Genomic DNA, 18128 nt, shown 5'->3' with positions numbered 1-18128 from the left:
GTAAAAAAACAGAGTCGGCATGGGCGGCTAGCTTAGCGGATGCAAGCTGTCACGCCCACCCGTGAGGTCAAGCCTTGGCGACTGCCGGGGCTGATTTGCTGCGCGGCTTGAGCTGGGCGCTGGCCATGACTTCATCGGTGACCCCGGTTTCGGCACGCATGCCGGCGGCGAGGAACGGCACCATCAGTCGCATCACTTGCTCAATGGAGGTGTTGACCCCGAAATCGGTTTCGGCAATGGCCCGCAACGCCTTGATTCCGGACATGCTGAACGCCGCTGCACCGAGCATGAAATGCACGCGCCAGAACAGCTCAATGGGCGGAATACGTGGCGCCGCCTCATTGACCAACAGCATGTAGCGGCGGAACACCTTGCCGTACATGTCTTCCAGATAACGCCGCAAATGCCCCTGACTCTGGCTGAAGGCAAGCCCCAGCAGGCGCATGAAGATTGACAGGTCGTTGCCACTGCGTGGCTGCACCACCAGCGCCTGCTCGACAAGGATTTCCAGTAGTTCTTCCAGGCTCGGCTTGCTGTCGGGCCTGGCCTGACGCCGCTCCAGCTCACGATCGAGACTGATGCAGAAAGGCCCGAGGAAGCGCGAGAACACCGCCTGGATCAGGGCCTTTTTGGAACCGAAATGATAGTTGACCGCTGCCAGGTTGACCCCGGCCTTGCTGGTAATCAGCCGCAACGAGGTTTCGGCAAAACCTTTTTCCGCGAACAACTGCTCGGCAGCATCGAGAATGCGTTCAACGGTTTCCGACTGGGCCATGGCTACTCCGCCTGACAAACACTTGTTTGAAACATACGTTTCAGGCTTATCAATGTCAAGCCTGCCAGCCTCTGCGAAGGCCGTCCGGGGCGCTATTTAATCATACCTGCCGCGGTCTGTAGCCAGCCTTGAGCAGTGGATGGCTACCCCGGAATGACAACCACCCGGCCGACCACGGCAAATGGAGGATTGCCAAGCAACGTTCACTGTATATAATCCCAGTCACTGTATAAAAAGACAGAGCGATCGACATGCTAAAACTGACGCCACGCCAAGCTGAGATTCTGGCTTTTATCAAACGCTGCCTTGAAGACAACGGCTATCCGCCAACACGCGCCGAGATCGCCCAGGAGCTGGGTTTCAAGTCGCCCAACGCCGCCGAAGAACACCTCAAGGCCCTGGCCCGCAAAGGCGCCATCGAGATGACCCCAGGGGCCTCTCGCGGCATCCGCATCCCTGGCTTCGAGGCCAAGACCGACGACTCGCTGCCCATCATCGGCCGCGTTGCCGCTGGCGCCCCCATCCTGGCCCAGCAGCACATTGAAGAGTCCTGCAACATCAACCCGACCTTCTTCCATCCTCGTGCCGACTATTTGCTTCGGGTCAACGGCATGAGCATGAAGGACATCGGCATCTTCGACGGCGACCTGCTGGCAGTGCATACCACCCGCGAGGCCCGCAACGGCCAGGTGGTGGTGGCACGCATCGGCGATGAAGTCACGGTCAAGCGCTTCAAGCGCGAAGGCAGCAAAGTCTGGCTGATTGCCGAAAACCCTGATTTCGCCCCTATCGAAGTCAACCTGAAAGATCAGGAACTGGTGATCGAAGGCTTGAGTGTCGGCGTCATTCGCCGCTAAAGGAGGCTCCATGCAGTTCCCCCATACACCACAGCAAGCCCAACTGCCGCTGTTTGAAGCGTTCCTGGCCCAGCCCTTGGCGCCTGCACTCAAAGAAGTGGTCGAGTCGCCCTGGAATAAAGATCCAGAGGCTTTCAGCGAACTGTCGTTACGCGGCGCCGCCGGGAACTGCCTGAACCTCCTGGCCCCCATTCTCAGAGAGTTGAGCCAGGAGCAGGACGCACGATGGCTGACCCTGATCGCCCCGCCCTCAAGCCTGACCCAAAGCTGGCTGCGGGATGCCGGCCTGAATCGCGAACGCATCCTGCTGCTTCACCCCCGCGGCTCTCAAAGCCCACAGCAACTGGCGTGCGAAGCCCTGCGCCTGGGGCGTAGTCACACGGTGGTCAGCTGGCTGAATCCACTGAGTGCCAGCGCACGGCAACAGCTGATCGGCGCCGCGCGCACGGGAGATGCGCAAAGCCTGAATATTCGCCTGGGATAAACACCGGGAAGCCACTACACAATGCGCTTGAAAAGCACGAGGCTTCTCCAGGATTGAGAAGCCGAGATAAATATGACGAACAACCGGAAGAAAACCGATAAACGGGCTTAGTGAAGAACCCGCGGACCGTCTTCCTTGTCGATTTCACCCTCTACCAGGCGTCCGGCCATCTGCACACCGACGCTCAACATGGCCTTAGCCACCTCAACATGCTGACCTTGCAAAAAGGCTTTGGCATCCTCGGAGAAATCCAAAGTAACCAGAGAACCCTCGTCCTCAGCTCTGCGCAGCTCAATACGGCCGTCTGGCAACTCGACAATTTCTAGAAAGGACGTTGGCATAAAGGTCTGGTCTCCACGAAAGGCGGGGATTATATCAGTCATCGCCCCCGCCTCGCTCAGGATCTTGCACCAGACGTAGTACCCCCTCAACAGGCGTAAGCCCCTGCCCCGCTCAAGAAATGCGGCGCTCCAGCTCTCGAAACTCCATGCCAGCCCACCTCAGAAATTCGGCTTGTATTCAAAACCCGCCGAAGCCTGGCTGTCGGAAAATGGTGTGATCAACGACTTGTTCAAGCTCAACCGATTAACCAAGGAACCGGGAAACATCTGAATGGAGTTGTTGAAATGCTCCACATTCAGGTTGAACAGGGTAATGGCTCCGCCGATATTGCCTTCCTGCTCTGCAACCTCACGCATCAGGTTGCTCAACAGCGTGACGGACTTGAGGTCCGGATAGGCCTCAAACGCCAGGTTCAAGCCCCCCAACAGGGCTTTGCCCCCCTCGTCGACCGACTTCAGGGCATCGCCATCGGCGGCAGATGGCAAGCTGTCAATGGCGCTACGCAAGCCAACGATCTTTTCCAGCAGTTGGCTCTCATAAGCCTGAAAACCCGCCACTTGCGGCTCCAGCAGATCCAGCACCTTGATTCGCTGCCGCTGGTAGGTCAGCACGTCCGACCAGGCTCGTTGGGCGCGGTTGTATGCACTGACAATCTTGTTGTAGTGCACATAAGCCAAAACGCCCAAGGCAATCGCAATGACCAACAACAACTCCATACCCTATTGCTCCATTTCATCAGCGACCTTCATCGGAAGGTCGAAATTGTTGTCATGCAACTCCGCCAGTTCATGCACCAGGGCCAGCACCGGAAACAGGCCAGGCAACTCCAGTCCACGTTTGATATTGGCGTAGAAGCCCGATAAGTCCTCGAAGGTTCCCGGATCCTTGTAGGCCATGACCTCGGCGTCGTCGAAACTCAGGCACAGACGCCCCTCGCTGGAAAATTCCAGGTTCACCTTCTTCAACTGCCGGCAAAGCCTGAGCAGAAAAGCCAGGGTGGTGGGGGTCGCAAACTTGGCACAGGCCAGGTCATCACCGGTGAAAATAAAGTTTCTGTTGAAGTCATCAGAGGTGGTCTCGAAGACTTTGGGTTTTGTACGCTTTTTCTTCGGCAGATCACTGCACACCATCACACCAGTGACCCAAGGAAAATCCACCACCAGACTGAAACGATCGAAGCTCTCGTAAACCCGCTCACTTTCGCCATCGGATTTGGATTTGTAGTGGGAGTTCACATAACGCAAGTGGTGAAAGACAAAGGGCAACTGATGCCGCGAGCCCTGGTAGGTTCCCCCGGCGGAGTCCACGATGCGCCGGCTATCGTTACCGCGCTCATAGTCCTCGAACTCACCGCTCAGTTGGGTGAAACGCTCTTCGGCCGTTCCACCCGGATCCCAAAGGCCATTGCTGAGGAATGAACATTTACGAGCGATTCTCTTAGGCATCTCATCGAAAGTGGCTTTACGACTCATCCAGATGATCAGACTGGCAACGCCGAAGCACGCCGCGATGAACCACATCACCACCACGCCTGCCATGGCCGGGATCGCTGAAACAATCGCCAGCATCACCAGCACCAGGGGCTGGGCATGATCGAACTTCAATCCACCCTTGAAGGATTGGAGCCTGCCGATGACCTGCAACAGGTCGTCGTTGGTCCTGGCCCGCGCCACCTCGGCTTCGCAAGTAGCCAACAACCGCACCAGCTCGGCATCATGCTTGAAAAACTGCATCACGCTTCCTTGATCAATTCGAGGGATTCAGGCGCCTGTGGAGCGACAGCAGGAGCAGCATGACCGTCGTGCAGCCGGGCCAGCTGCTCTATCAACCCCAACAGCGGATACAGCTTCGGCAACTCGATGCCCGCCTCGATCCGCTCACGAAAGACCGCCAGCTCACTCAGCGGCCCCGGATCGGCATGGGCCATGATGTCTTCGTTGTTGAAGCTCAGGCAGAGCCGTCCCTGGCCAGAGAACTCCAGATTGGCCCCATGAAGCTGACGCGAAAGCTCTAGCAGCAGATCCAGCGTTGCAGGCGTGGCGAAGTGTTCACAAGAGGCTGGGTCATTGCCGCGCAGCACAAAGGCCTGATTGAAATCCTCGCGATCGGTCTTGAAGGGCTGTCCCGACAGCTGTATTTCCAAGGGACTGGATCGAAGCGCAATCTCTCTCACCCAGGGAAAATCCACCACCAGACTGTAGCGCTGGTAGTTCGTGTAAACCGTCTTGAGATCCCCACCGGCCCCGCGCTCGCAACTGGAGATCACATATCGCAACTGGTGATACTCGAATGCCAGCGAATGTCGCTCTCCTCGATACACCCCCTGGAGCGAGTCCAGGATACGGCGCCGCTCACGCTCGCTGCCCCGCCGGTAATCGGTGAACTCATTGTCCAGTCTCTTCAGGCGCCAGTCGGCGCTACTGTCGAATTCGCTCAAGCCGTTGCCAAGCATCATGCACTTGCGGGCAATGCTCGCCGCCAGATCGGTCGATACCCCAGAGATACCTTTGTTGACCCGATAGCTGAAGAAACACAGAGCCACAAACACCCAGAACATCCCGCCCATGCCATCCATCAGCAACGCCGTCGCGAGCGAAGCAAACGCCAGCACCAGAAGCGTTATTGACTGCACATGATCGAACTCCAGGCCGCCAGGGAATACCTCCAGCCGATCGAGCACCTCAAGCAGGTCCGCCCTGGACTGAGCATTAATGACTCGCCGCTGGCAATCGCTCAGCAGGCGCACCAGCGCCTGGTCACGCAAGAAGAACAACATCCATCTTCCTTGATCAATTGAACGCGCCGCCCATCAAGCGACGCTCAGGCTCAACACTCGTTCAAGCCATCTCGAAAACGAATGGCCAGGGCCTTGAGATTCTGCCGCCAGCTCTCCAGTTCTTCCCGACTCAGTTCCGGCTCCGGCTCTTGCTCGTCCAGATTGACCGCCACAATCAGCGGCTGGGTCACGTCACCCTTGGGCTTGTGCGGCGCTCTCGGCGGTTGAAACAGTTCGTTGTAAGCGCACAAGAGTTGCGCCAGCCAGGTCTGTGGGCTCTGCGCCAGCTCCAGCAATTCCGCCAGTTCGGGAATGGCAATGCTTTGCAGCACCTCACGATTCAGGATCTGCTCGACCCGGGCAGCACCGGCCTGTGGCAGCCGGTAGAACCCGGCGATCTCATGACACAACCCCAACAAGGCACCGTAGAGATGGAACAGCACCGACTCGCGCCCCGCCTGGAGCAGCGCCTGGGCATTCATCGCCCGCCCCTCTTCAACCCGAGCCAGGGCTTCGAGCGCCAGGCCGGCAAAGTAGATTTTCTGATTGGTACGGGTATAGAGCTCGTGGGCCATGTAGGCAGCCTCCACTACAAGAAGAGAACCGGATGCGGACGGTACAGTTTCAAGGAACACTCCCGCGCACCGCAAGGCAAAAGAAAGGCCGCATGACTCCCAACGGAATCATGCGGCCCTGTACGACACTGCATCGAGGGGCAAGCCCCTCGACACAAACTGCGCTTAGCGCTTGTCTTCGACCTTCCAGGTGCCACCGTCGTAGAACGCGCGCCAGCCGGTAGGCTTGCCATCAACCTCGGTCTGCACGTACTGCTCCTTGGTCTTGCGGCTATAGCGCACCACCGCAGGGCGTCCCTCGGGATCCTTCTTCGGTGCTTCGCAGAGGAAGTGGTACTTCGGATCAATTTCGTCCTTGTGCGGAATCAACTCCAGCACCAACGGCGCTCGGGTTTCACGGTTTTTCGGGAACTGGCTGGCAGCCAGGAACAACCCCGAAGCACCGTCGCGCAGGATGTAGGTATCGTTGACCTTCTCGCATTTCAGCTCAGGCATCTTCACCGGATCCATCTTCGGCGGCGCCGCATCACCGCTTTTCAGCAGCTTGCGGGTGTTCTTGCAAGTGGCGTTGGTGCAACCGAAGAACTTGCCGAAACGACCGGTCTTGAGCTGCATCTCGCTGCCGCACTTGTCGCATTCCAGGCTCGGGCCTTCATAGCCCTTGATCCGGTAGCTGCCCTCTTCGATCTCGTAGCCGGCGCAATCCGGGTTGTTGCCGCAGATGTGCAGCTTGCGCTTTTCATCCAGCAGGTAAGCATCCATCGCCGTGCTGCAGATCGGGCAACGGTGCTTGCCACGCAAAACCAGGGATTCCGATTCACCCTCGTCGTCGGCGGCAATCTCGTCACCCGGCACCAGGTTGACGGTGGCCTTGCAACGCTCCTTGGGCGGCAGGCTGTAGCCCGAGCAACCGAGGAACACACCGGTGGACGCGGTACGAATCTGCATCGGCCGGCCACAGGTCTGGCAGGGAATATCGGTCATTACCGGCTGGTTGGCGCGCATACCGCTTTCGGCGCCCTCGGCCACTTCGAGTTTCTTCTTGAAGTCGCCGTAGAACTCGTCAAGGACGTTCTTCCAGTCGCGCTCGCCCTGGGCCACGTCATCGAGGTTCTCTTCCATGCCGGCGGTGAAGCCGTAGTCCATCAGGTTGGAGAAACTTTCAGAGAGACGCTCGGTGACGATGTCACCCATCTTTTCCGAATAGAACCGACGGTTGTGCAGGGTGACGTAGCCACGGTCCTGAATGGTCGAAATGATCGCCGCATAGGTCGAAGGACGACCGATGCCGCGTTTTTCCATTTCCTTCACCAGGCTGGCTTCGGAGTAACGCGCTGGCGGCTTGGTGAAGTGCTGGCTCGGATCGAGCTTGATCAGCTTCAGTACTTCGCCCTGGGCCATTTCCGGCAGTACATCGTCGTCGCCCGGCTTGGCCATTTGCGGCATCACCCGGGTGTAACCGTCGAACTTGAGGATACGGCCCTTGGCACGCAGCTCGAAGTCGCCAGCGGCAACACTGACGGTGGTGGAGAGGTATTGCGCCGGCAACATCTGGCAGGCGACGAACTGGCGCCAGATCAGCTCGTAGAGCCGCTCGGCATCACGTTCCATGCCCGACAGCTTGCTCGGATGGGTGTTGACGTCGGACGGACGAATCGCTTCGTGCGCCTCCTGGGCCCCTTCCTTGCTGCTGTAGACGTTGGGCGAGGCCGGCAGGTACTTGTTGCCGAACTCGTCTTCGATATAGGTCCGCGCCATCGCCACGGCATCAGCCGAGAGGTTGGTGGAGTCGGTACGCATGTAGGTGATGTAGCCGGCTTCATACAGACGCTGGGCCATCATCATGGTCTTCTTCACCCCGAAGCCCAGGCGGTTGCTCGCGGCCTGCTGCAGGGTGGAAGTGATGAACGGCGCCGACGGCTTGCTGCTGGTGGGCTTGTCTTCACGCTTGGCGACGCTGTAGGCCGAGGCCTTGAGCTTCTCCAGAGCAGCCATGGCCTGGGTTTCGTTGAGCGGCTTGAAGGCTTCACCGTTCTCGCGAGCCACCTCAAAGCGCACCTTCGAGCCCTTGGCGGTGCCCAGGTCGGCGTGAACTTCCCAGTACTCTTCCGGAATGAAGGCGCGAATCTCACGCTCGCGCTCCACCACCAGCTTCACGGCTACCGACTGCACACGACCGGCGGACAGGCCTCGGGCAATCTTCGCCCACAGCAGCGGCGAAACCATGTAGCCCACCACACGGTCAAGAAAGCGCCGGGCCTGCTGAGCGTTGACCCGATGAATGTCCAGCTCGCCCGGCTGGGAGAAGGCTTCCTGGATGGCCTTCTTGGTGATTTCGTTGAACACCACGCGCTTGTAGCGGCTGTCATCACCGCCGATGGCTTCCCGCAGGTGCCAGGCGATGGCTTCCCCTTCGCGGTCCAAGTCCGTTGCGAGATAGATGGTGTCGGCATCCTTGGCAAGGCGGCGCAGCTCTTCGATGACCTTTTCCTTGCCAGGAAGGATTTCGTACTTGGCTTTCCAGCCGTGCTCGGGGTCCACGCCCATGCGCGACACCAGCTGCTTGCGCGCTTTTTCCTTCGGCGACAGGGCCGGGGCTTCGCCCGCAGCGGCCTTGCCACGCTTGGCGGCAGGTTCCTTGGCGGCACTGGCCGAACCGCTGGTGGGCAGGTCTCGGATATGGCCGATACTCGACTTCACCACGTATTGGTTGCCCAAGTACTTGTTGATGGTCTTGGCCTTAGCCGGGGATTCCACAATGACCAGCGATTTGCCCATGGATCGGAAAATTCCTGAATTCGAGAAGAGAAAGGCGGTTGGCGCCTGACGCGGCCCCGCTATATATAGTGGCAACAAGGTGAGGTCAAGCGCAGGGTGCTGCGCGACCGGCACTTATGCCGGTGAAAAAAGACTGGGTTCGGCCTGCACCAAAGCAAAGCGTGGGACCTGCTCGCCGTCAACTTCGACCGACTCCAGGAACATGCTCAAGGGTCGCACCCAAAAACCGTAATCCCCATACAGGGCTTGATAGAACACCACTTCTTCTTCCGTTTCCGAGTGCCGCGCCACGCTGAAAACGCGATACTGCGGCCCCTTGTAATGCTGATAGAGCCCGGGTTGTAACTGCATGCTCTGGCCCTCGTGCAATTCTTTGCAAAATAAAAACAAATAAACCCGCAGAAAAACAAAAACCGGGGCACAGGGCCCCGGCTTCCATCCACCCAACGCTTAAACGCGTTCGAAGACGGTCGAGATGCCCTGGCCAAGGCCAATGCACATGGTGGACACACCGAAGGTGCCGCCATTCTGCTTCATGACGTTGAGCAGGGTCCCGGAGATACGCGCGCCGGAGCAACCGAACGGATGACCCAGGGCGATCGCGCCGCCGTGCAGGTTAACCTTCTCGTTCATCTTGTCGAGCACTTTCAGATCTTTCAGCACTGGCAGGGCCTGTGCGGCGAAAGCTTCGTTGAGCTCGAAGAAGTCGATGTCGTTGATGCCCAGGCCAGCGCGCTTCAGGGCTTTCTGCGTGGCCGGTACTGGACCATAGCCCATGATCGCCGGATCCACACCCGCCACGGCCATGGAACGGATCACCGCCATCGGCTGAATGCCCAAGTCCTGGGCCCGCTGGGCCGACATCACGATCATGCACGAGGCACCGTCGGTGATCTGCGACGAAGTACCGGCCGTCACGGTGCCGCCCTTGGGGTTGAACGCCGGCTTCAAGGCCGCCAGGCTTTCCAGGGTGGTTTCGGGACGAATGGTTTCGTCGTAGTCGAACAGTTTCAGGAAACCGTTCTCGTCATAGCCCTGCATCGGGATGATTTCATCCTTGAACTTGCCTTCCACGGTCGCCTTGTGGGCGAGCTGATGGGAACGCAAGCCAAAGGCGTCCTGCTGTTCGCGGGTGATGCCATGCATCTTGCCCAGCATTTCGGCAGTCAGGCCCATCATGCCCGAGGCTTTCGCCGCGTACAGGGACATGTGCGGGTTCGGATCGACACCGTGCATCATGCTCACGTGGCCCATGTGCTCGACGCCGCCCACGACGAATACGTCACCGTTGCCGGTCATGATCGCCTGCGCTGCGGTGTGCAGCGCACTCATGGACGAACCGCACAGACGGCTGACGGTCTGGCCGGCCGAAGTGTGGGGGATCTGGGTCATCAGCGACGCCATGCGCGCGATGTTCCAGCCTTGTTCCAGGGTCTGGTTGACGCAGCCCCAGATCACGTCCTCGACTTCCGCCGGGTCGACCTTGGTGTTGCGCTCCAGCAGTTTGCTGATCAGGTGCGCCGACATGTCTTCGGCGCGGGTGTTGCGGTGCATGCCGCCCTTGGAGCGGCCCATCGGAGTACGACCGAAGTCGACAATCACGACGTCTCTAGGATTCAAGCTCATATGTTCACTCTCGCTCTAGTGTGGGCGCTTAACCGAAGAAGCTCTGGCCGTTCTTGGCCATTTCACGCAGCTTCGCGGTGGGGTGGTACAGCGCGCCCAGATCGGCGTACTGATCGGCCAGGGCAACGAACTCGGCAACACCGATGGAATCGATGTAGCGCAGCGCACCGCCACGGAATGGAGGGAAACCAATACCGTAGACCAGGCCCATGTCAGCTTCGGCAGCGGTTTCGACGATGCCGTCTTCTAGGCAACGAACGGTTTCCAGGCACAGCGGGACCATCATCCAGTTGATGATGTCTTCGTCGGTGACTTCACGCTGCTCGTAGACGATCGGCTTGAGCACTTCCAGCACCGATGGATCGGCGACCTTCTTCTGCTTGCCCTTCTTGTCGGTTTCGTAGGCGTAGAAGCCCTTGCCGTTCTTCTGGCCCAGGCGCTTGGCCTCGTAAAGCACGTCCACCGCCGAACGACGGTCGTCCTTCATGCGATCCGGGAAACCTTCGGCCATGACGTCACGACCGTGGTGGCCGGTGTCGATGCCGACCACGTCCATCAGGTACGCCGGGCCCATCGGCCAGCCGAACTTTTCCATGATCTTGTCGATACGCACGAAGTCCACACCGGCGCTGACCAGCTTGGCGAAGCCGCCGAAATACGGGAACAGCACGCGGTTGACCAAGAAGCCCGGGCAGTCGTTGACCACGATCGGGTTCTTGCCCATTTTCTTGGCGTAGGCAACGGTGGTGGCAACGGCCAGCTCGCTGGACTTCTCGCCACGGATCACTTCCACCAGCGGCATCATGTGTACCGGGTTGAAGAAGTGCATGCCGACGAAGTTTTCCGGACGCTTGAGGGCCTTGGCCAGCAGGCTGATGGAGATGGTCGAAGTGTTGGACGCCAAGATGGTGTCTTCCTTGACCTGAGCTTCCACTTCGGCCAGCACGATCTGCTTGACCTTGGGGTTCTCGACCACGGCTTCGACCACCAGGTCGACGTTGCCGAAATCACCGTAGGACAGGGTCGGACGAATGCCGTTGAGCACTTCAGCCATCTTCGCGGCGGTCATGCGACCTTTATCAACGCGGCCTACCAGCAGTTTCGCGGCTTCCGCCAGCCCCTGCTCGATACCGTGCTCGTTGATGTCCTTCATCAGGATCGGCGTGCCTTTGGACGCCGATTGGTAGGCGATACCGCCACCCATGATGCCGGCGCCGAGTACGGCGGCCTGCTTCACGTCCTTGGCGATCTCGTCGTAGGCCTTGGCCTTTCTCTTCAGTTCCTGATCGTTCAGGAACAAGCCGATCAGGCTTTGTGCGGCCGAAGTCTTGGCCAGCTTGACGAAACCGGCAGCTTCCACTTCCAGGGCTTTGTCGCGACCGAAGTTGGCCGCTTTCTGGATGGTCTTGATCGCTTCGACCGGTGCCGGGTAGTTCGGGCCGGCCTGGCCAGCCACGAAACCCTTGGCGGTTTCGAACGCCATCATCTGTTCAATGGCGTTGAGCTTGAGTTTTTCCAGCTTCGGCTGACGCTTGGCCTTGTAGTCGAACTCGCCGGAAATGGCGCGCTTGACCAGGGCCAGAGCGGCATCCTTGAGTTTCTCGGGGGCAACCACAGCGTCAACGGCACCGACTTTCAGCGCGTCTTCGGCACGGTTTTCCTTGCCGGCGGCGATCCACTCGATGGCGTTGTCGGCACCGATCAGGCGCGGCAGGCGCACAGTGCCGCCGAAGCCCGGGTAGATACCCAGCTTGACTTCCGGCAGGCCGATCTTGGCGCTGGCGGCCATGACGCGGTAATCCGCTGCCAGGCACATTTCCAGGCCGCCGCCCAGGGCGATGCCATTGATCGCGGCAACGGTTGGCACGTTGAGGTCTTCGAAATCGCTGAAGATCTTGTTGGCTTCGAGGTTGCCAGCCACCAGCTCGGCATCCGGCAGCTTGAAGTTATCGACAAACTCGGTGATGTCGGCGCCGACGATGAATACGTCCTTGCCACTGCTGACGATCACGCCTTTGATCGAAGCATCTGCCTTGATGGTGTCAACAGCCTGACGCAGTTCGTTCAGGGTTAGACGGTTGAACTTGTTGACGGACTCACCCTTGAGGTCGAAATTCAATTCGACGATGCCACTTTCAAGAGCCTTAACCGTGATGGCTTTACCTTCGTAAATCATCAACTGATCTCCACGATATGGAAGCTGAACAGTACACGTCGGACGCTGACTTCTGGCTTGGCACTAACGTCACCGTCGATGCTAACGCCATTCCGCCAGGCACACCCGCCAACGCGATAGTCGGGATTCTGTACAGAGCTGCCTGCGATGCAAACGCTCATTTCATACGCCCGTTTGATTTGGGTACGCCACATTCAGGGAAAATCCGACAATTGTCAATCGTACAAAACACTGTTTGAAACGCGACTTTGCGGTCACTTCATCGTTCCCCGGACCTTCAACACGGCCCCGCATTCAAGGCCATTCATAGGATCAATATTTAGAAAAATCTCCCTAAATCCCCCGACCTCCAGGAGCAAGTGCGACTAAGCTGGGGATATATCTGAAGAAATGACCAGAAAACATTTATCGAATAAAGCCACTGCCCAGACAGCAAAAAGCCACCCGAAGGTGGCTCCAACTCGATTACCGGCCTGCCTGGCCATCCCGCCCGATGTTGAGTCGGGCTTTTTATTGCCCGGCGCCCAGCACTGGACGCGCTCCTCGAAGGCCTCAGGCCAAGGCCTTGAGCACCGAGGCGATGCTCTCCAGCACACTGACCTCGCCACGCTCGTTCCAGTACAGGGCAATCAGTTGCTTGTCCGCTTCAACCTTGAACACTCCGGAAGGCAACGCTTGCAGGTGCTGGAGCAACAGCTCGTCGACACAAGGCTCACGCCATTGATTGACCCAGCAACCGGGGGCTGTCTGCCAGTAACTCCAGCAGGCCGATTGCGCGCTGCGCCGCGGGCGGTGGTACTGCGGGCACGGATTGGGGGGCTCCTGCCCCAGCCAGTGCGGCCACTCCTGAGGCGCCAGCTGCATGGCCAGGCCCATGCGCCGCGCCTCCATGCGCAAGGCGATCAGGCCGCTCTGGCGACGCGAGGGACGCAACCACGCCAGCGGACTCAGAACCACCGCAAGGATTGACACCACTATCCAGACCGTCATATCAGTACTCTCGATTTTTTGATGAGCGGGGCCTGGGCGAAACCAACCCGCTTGAAAGCAGCCATACTTGAAGCTATTGCAATCCTCAGGAGGAGCACCTCATGTCCTACCACCATATTCTGGTCGCCGTAGATCTAACCGAAGAGTGCGATCCTGTTATCCACCGCGCTCGCGAGCTGTCGGTGAGCAGTGGTGCCAAGCTGTCCCTGGTGCATATCGTCGAACCCATGGCCATGGCCTTCGGCGGCGATGTGCCCATGGACCTCTCGCAGCTGCAGCAGCAGCAGTTCGACCAGGCCAGGGAGCGCCTGGACCGGCTGATCCACAAGTACCCGGAGCTGACCAAGGAATACAGCCACCTGACTTATGGACAGCCGCGCCAGGAGATTCACCATCTGGCCAAGGAACAGGCATGCGACCTGATCGTGGTCGGCAGCCATGGCCGCCACGGCCTGGCGCTGCTGCTGGGCTCCACCGCCAATGACGTTCTCCACGGCGCGCCTTGTGACGTGCTGGCAGTGCACCTGGCCAAGCGCTGAATACCACCGCCGACACGCCTGCAGCCTCGACAAAAAGCCCGACTCTGAAGTCGGGCTTTTTTGTTACTCAGCGATCATTCAGGCATCCAGCTCGGCCCAGCGCTCGACCATCTGCTCCAGCTCGGCATTCAACTGCTCCAACCGGGCGATGACCGCAGCGGTTTCCGCCACCGGGCGCTGATAGAAACCGGCATCGGCCATTTCCGCCTCGACCCCGGCAATCTGCTGCTCCATCGCTTCGATCTGCCCCGGCAACGCCTCAAGCTCGCGCTGCAGCTTGTAGCTGAGCTTCTTCTTCGCCGCAGGAGCCTCCTGAGCAGGGGCCGGCGCCGCAGCTTGCACCGGCGCAACCACGGCAGAATTCAGCTCGGCCTTGCCGGACTTGTTCTCGGTCACGCCCAGCAACCGTGGCGAACCGCCCTGACGCAGCCAATCCTGATAACCGCCCACGTACTCGCGAACCTTGCCCTCGCCTTCAAAGACCAGAGTGCTGGTCACCACGTTATCGAGGAAGGCCCGGTCGTGGCTGACCATCAGCACCGTGCCCTGGAAGGTCAGCAGCACCTCCTCCAGCAGTTCGAGGGTTTCCACATCCAGGTCGTTGGTTGGCTCGTCGAGCACCAGCAGGTTGGCCGGCTTGCTGAACAACTTGGCCAGCAACAGACGGGCACGCTCACCACCGGACAGGGCCTTGACTGGCGTACGAGCACGTTGCGGACTGAACAGGAAATCACCGAGATAGCTCAGCACGTGACGGCTCTGGCCATCGATCTCGATGAAGTCACGACCTTCGGCAACGTTGTCGATCACGGTCTTTTCCAGGTCCAACTGGTGGCGCAACTGGTCGAAGTAGGCCACGTCGATCCGCGTCCCCTCTTCCACCTTGCCGCTGCTGGGCACCAGGCCACCAAGCATCAGCTTGAGCAAGGTGGTCTTGCCGGTGCCGTTGGCGCCCAGAAGACCGATTCGGTCGCCGCGCTGTAGGACCATGGAGAAGTCCTTGACCAGGAACGGACCATCCGGGTGAGCGAAGCTGACGTTCTCCAGCACCATCACCTGCTTGCCGGATTTGTCTGCGGTTTCCAGCTGGATATTGGCCTTGCCGGTACGCTCGCGGCGCTCACTGCGCTCCACGCGCAGCGCCTTGAGCGCACGCACGCGGCCTTCGTTACGGGTACGCCGGGCCTTGATGCCCTGGCGAATCCACACTTCCTCCTGGGCCAGGCGCTTGTCGAACAGCGCGTTGGCGGTTTCTTCCGCAGCCAGCATGGCTTCCTTGTGCACCAGGAAGCTGGCGTAGTCGCCGTTCCAGTCGATCAGGCCGCCACGATCCAGTTCGAGGATGCGAGTGGCCAGGTTCTGCAGGAAGGAACGGTCGTGGGTAATAAAGAGGACGGCGCCCTGGAAATCCTTCAGCGCCTCTTCCAGCCAGGCAATGGCGCCGATGTCCAGGTGGTTGGTCGGCTCGTCGAGCAGCAGCAGGTCCGGCTCGGACACCAGGGCCTGGGCCAGCAGCACGCGACGACGCCAGCCACCGGACAACTCGGCGAGGGTCTTGTCGGCCGGCAACTGCAAACGGCTCAGGGTGCTATCCACCAATTGCTGCAGGCGCCAGCCGTCACGGGCTTCGAGGTCGTGCTGGACGTGCATCAGTTTTTCCAGATCGGCGTCGGTGACGATGTTCTGGCTCAGGTGGTGGTACTGGGCCAGCAGCTCGCCGACACCGTCCAGGCCCTGGGCAACCACGTCGAACACGGTCCGCTCGTCGGCCACCGGCAATTCCTGGGGCAACTCGCCGATCTTCAGACCGGGTGTGCGCCATACGGAGCCGTCGTCGGGCTTCTGATCGCCCTTGACCAGCTTCATCATGCTGGATTTGCCAGTACCGTTACGGCCGATGATGCACACCCGCTCACCACGGGCGATCTGCCAGGACACCTTGTCCAACAACGGCATGGCGCCGAAAGCAAGGGACACATCGCTGAATTTGAGCAGGGTCATGTTCTTCTCCAAAAACCGGGCGCGCATTCTACCTGACTTGCGCCCGCAGAAGGCCGGCTATTTCGCCGCCGGCCACCGCCGAGACACTTTTGTTGCCAACTGATGCCGAGGGTTCGGCAAAGCTTTCACCGGTTGCTGGCAAAAGGCTAAGCTAGTGAGCAATCAGTGTTGGCCTTGTCGGCACTTGTCATGATTTCTCTGCCCGGATGTCTCATGCGCAGTCGCCTTTTCAGTGTTTTATCTTGCCTGCTTCTCACCGCCGCAGCCGTCCAATCCGCCCAGGCGGCAGACCTGACTCTACAACGCCAGTATTACGATGAAGCCAAGCGCGCCCTGGCCAAGGGTGATTCCGGTCCCTACTTCCGTTATGCCGATGCGCTGCGCGACTACCCGCTGGAACCCTACCTGGCCTATGACGAGCTGACCGCCCGGCTGAAATCCGCCAGCAACGCCGAGATCGAGAAGTTCCTCGCCGAACATGGCGACCTGCCCCAGGCCAACTGGATGAAACTGCGCTGGTTGCGCTGGCTGGCCGAACGCGGCGATTGGGCGACCTTCACCAAGTACTACGACCCGAAACTGAATTTCACCGAGCTGGACTGCCTCAACGGCCAGTACCAGCTGGGCCACAATCTCAAGGCAGAAGGCTACGCCGCCACCGAAAAGCTCTGGCTGACCGGCAAATCCCAACCGGCCGCTTGTGACGCCTTGTTCGCGCAATGGGCCGCCGAAGGCCAACTGACCGAACAAAAACGCTGGCAACGGGCCAAACTGGCCGCCGAGGCGCGCAACTATCCACTGGCCAACAGCCTGGTGAAGAGCATGACCACACTTGCGCCGCAGGGTCGCCTGCTGGTCGATGTGGCGCAAAAACCCGAACTGCTGAGCCAGCCCTCGCGCTTCCAGCCGGCCGATGAGGCCATGTCCGATGTGGTCGGCCTGGGCCTGCGCCGGCTGGCACGCCAGGACCCGGACAAGGCCATGGCCCTGCTGGACGGCTATGCCAGCAGCATGCACTTCTCCCGTGACGAAAAAGTGGCGATTGCCCGTGAAATCGGCCTGACCCTGGCCCGGCGCTTCGACAGCCGCGCCCTGGACGTGATGACCAAGTACGACCCGGAGCTGCGCGACAACACCGTGTCCGAATGGCGCCTGCGCCTGCTGTTGCGCCTGGCACGCTGGGAGGATGCCTATCAGTTGACCCGCAAGCTGCCTCAGGACCTGGCCACCACCAACCGCTGGCGCTACTGGCAGGCTCGCAGCCTGGAACTGGCCCAACCGCAAAACCCTCAGGCCCAGGTGCTGTTCAAGGGGCTGGCCCGGGAGCGGGACTTCTATGGTTTCCTTGCCGCCGATCACGCCAAGGCTCCCTATCAGCTGAACAACCAACCGCTGATGCTGAGCCAGGCGATCATCAACAAAGTCCGCAATACCCCGGGCGTGCGCCGCGCCCTGGAGTTTCATGCCCGAGGCCAGATCGTCGACGGACGCCGCGAGTGGTACCACGTCAGTCGGCACTTCAACCGCGACGAGATGGTGGCCCAGGCCAGACTGGCCTACGACCTGAAATGGTACTTCCCGGCCATCCGCACCATCAGCCAGGCCCAATACTGGGATGACCTGGACATCCGTTTCCCAATGGCCCACCGCGACACCCTGGTGCGCGAAGCCAAGGTCCGCGGCCTGCATTCCAGCTGGGTGTTCGCCATCACCCGCCAGGAAAGCGCCTTCATGGACGACGCCCGCTCCCACGTCGGCGCCAGCGGCCTGATGCAACTGATGCCCGGCACCGCCAAGGAAACCGCGCGCAAGTTCAGCATCCCCCTGGCCTCGCCCCAGCAGGTGCTCGACCCGGACAAGAACATCCAACTGGGCGCCGCCTACCTGAGCCAGGTGCACAGCCAGTTCAACGGCAACCGGGTGCTGGCCTCGGCGGCCTACAACGCCGGTCCCGGACGGGTGCGCCAATGGCTCAAGGGCGCCGATCACCTGAGTTTCGATGTGTGGGTGGAAAGCATCCCCTTCGACGAAACCCGCCAGTACGTACAGAACGTGCTGTCGTACTCGGTGATCTATGGCCAGAAGCTCAACTCACCGCAGCCGCTGGTGGACTGGCATGAGCGCTACTTCGACGACCAGTGAAACCAGGCACTCCACGAGCCCGCAGCGATGCGGGCTTTTTATTGGGCCCTCGCCTACCGCAGCAGCT

General features: G+C 60.0%; 16 protein-coding genes. 4 read left to right on the top strand and 12 right to left on the bottom strand.

Features of this window, described 5'->3' with window-relative positions; all coding sequences use genetic code 11:
- Positions 1-67: 67 nt before the first annotated feature.
- A complete protein-coding gene (locus DNK59_RS09895; RefSeq protein ID WP_092316565.1) occupies positions 68-775 on the bottom strand; it encodes a TetR/AcrR family transcriptional regulator in 708 nt (235 codons plus the stop codon).
- Positions 776-1026: 251 nt separating this feature from the next.
- On the opposite strand from DNK59_RS09895, the gene lexA reads away from it, so the two are divergent.
- Positions 1027-1632 (top strand): transcriptional repressor LexA, encoded by a 606-nt coding sequence (lexA, locus tag DNK59_RS09890; RefSeq protein WP_092316567.1) that lies wholly within the window; start codon positions 1027-1029, stop codon positions 1630-1632.
- A gap of 10 nt (positions 1633-1642) precedes the next feature.
- Positions 1643-2116, top strand: coding sequence for an SOS-induced cell division inhibitor SulA (gene sulA / locus DNK59_RS09885; RefSeq protein ID WP_092316569.1), 474 nt, complete (start codon positions 1643-1645; stop codon positions 2114-2116).
- Between the two features lie 107 nt (positions 2117-2223).
- On the opposite strand, the gene DNK59_RS09880 is transcribed toward sulA, so the two are convergent.
- The 10 genes from DNK59_RS09880 to DNK59_RS09830 form a co-directional block, all read right to left on the bottom strand.
- Positions 2224-2457: a hypothetical protein gene (locus DNK59_RS09880; protein WP_011060267.1), complete on the bottom strand. Its 234-nt coding sequence runs from the start codon at positions 2455-2457 to the stop codon at positions 2224-2226.
- Between the two features lie 159 nt (positions 2458-2616).
- A complete protein-coding gene (locus DNK59_RS09875; RefSeq protein WP_110723077.1) occupies positions 2617-3174 on the bottom strand; it encodes a LemA family protein in 558 nt (185 codons plus the stop codon).
- A 3-nt stretch (positions 3175-3177) separates the two neighbouring features.
- On the bottom strand, positions 3178-4191 hold the full coding sequence (locus DNK59_RS09870; RefSeq protein WP_110723076.1) for a hypothetical protein: 1014 nt from the start codon (positions 4189-4191) through the stop codon (positions 3178-3180).
- On the bottom strand, positions 4191-5234 hold the full coding sequence (locus DNK59_RS09865) for a hypothetical protein (protein WP_110723075.1): 1044 nt from the start codon (positions 5232-5234) through the stop codon (positions 4191-4193). Before DNK59_RS09865 ends, DNK59_RS09870 begins: the two co-directional genes overlap by 1 nt.
- Before the next feature lie 50 nt (positions 5235-5284).
- The gene (locus DNK59_RS09860) at positions 5285-5809 is read right to left on the bottom strand and encodes a DUF6586 family protein (protein WP_092316578.1); all 525 of its coding nucleotides are present in this window, start codon (positions 5807-5809) and stop codon (positions 5285-5287) included.
- A gap of 165 nt (positions 5810-5974) precedes the next feature.
- Positions 5975-8587, bottom strand: a complete 2613-nt coding sequence (topA, locus tag DNK59_RS09855) for a type I DNA topoisomerase (protein WP_092316580.1) — start codon at positions 8585-8587, stop codon at positions 5975-5977.
- Positions 8588-8701: 114 nt separating this feature from the next.
- Positions 8702-8938: a DUF1653 domain-containing protein gene (locus DNK59_RS09850; protein ID WP_019093731.1), complete on the bottom strand. Its 237-nt coding sequence runs from the start codon at positions 8936-8938 to the stop codon at positions 8702-8704.
- A 99-nt stretch (positions 8939-9037) separates the two neighbouring features.
- Positions 9038-10213, bottom strand: a complete 1176-nt coding sequence (fadA, locus tag DNK59_RS09845; protein WP_016964860.1) for an acetyl-CoA C-acyltransferase FadA — start codon at positions 10211-10213, stop codon at positions 9038-9040.
- Positions 10214-10241: 28 nt separating this feature from the next.
- The gene (gene fadB / locus DNK59_RS09840) at positions 10242-12389 is read right to left on the bottom strand and encodes a fatty acid oxidation complex subunit alpha FadB (RefSeq protein WP_092316582.1); all 2148 of its coding nucleotides are present in this window, start codon (positions 12387-12389) and stop codon (positions 10242-10244) included.
- Positions 12390-12941: 552 nt separating this feature from the next.
- Positions 12942-13379 carry a hypothetical protein gene (locus DNK59_RS09830; RefSeq protein WP_092316586.1) on the bottom strand — a complete coding sequence of 146 codons (438 nt, stop codon included), beginning with the start codon at positions 13377-13379 and terminating at the stop codon, positions 12942-12944.
- A gap of 101 nt (positions 13380-13480) precedes the next feature.
- On the opposite strand from DNK59_RS09830, the gene DNK59_RS09825 reads away from it, so the two are divergent.
- A complete protein-coding gene (locus tag DNK59_RS09825) occupies positions 13481-13918 on the top strand; it encodes a universal stress protein (RefSeq protein ID WP_092316588.1) in 438 nt (145 codons plus the stop codon).
- A 78-nt stretch (positions 13919-13996) separates the two neighbouring features.
- Here DNK59_RS09825 and DNK59_RS09820 read toward each other — a convergent pair whose 3' ends face one another.
- Positions 13997-15919, bottom strand: a complete 1923-nt coding sequence (locus tag DNK59_RS09820) for an ATP-binding cassette domain-containing protein (RefSeq protein ID WP_092316590.1) — start codon at positions 15917-15919, stop codon at positions 13997-13999.
- Between the two features lie 213 nt (positions 15920-16132).
- Here DNK59_RS09820 and DNK59_RS09815 point away from each other — a divergent pair, with 213 nt between their 5' ends.
- Positions 16133-18061, top strand: a complete 1929-nt coding sequence (locus tag DNK59_RS09815; RefSeq protein ID WP_110723074.1) for a transglycosylase SLT domain-containing protein — start codon at positions 16133-16135, stop codon at positions 18059-18061.
- Positions 18062-18128 lie beyond the last annotated feature (67 nt).

The organism is Pseudomonas sp. TKO26, from assembly GCF_003225665.1.
Lineage (GTDB): Bacteria > Pseudomonadota > Gammaproteobacteria > Pseudomonadales > Pseudomonadaceae > Aquipseudomonas > Aquipseudomonas saponiphila.
The sequence above is the reverse complement of the archived record's forward strand: the minus strand, read 5'-3'. Positions and strand labels throughout refer to the sequence as shown.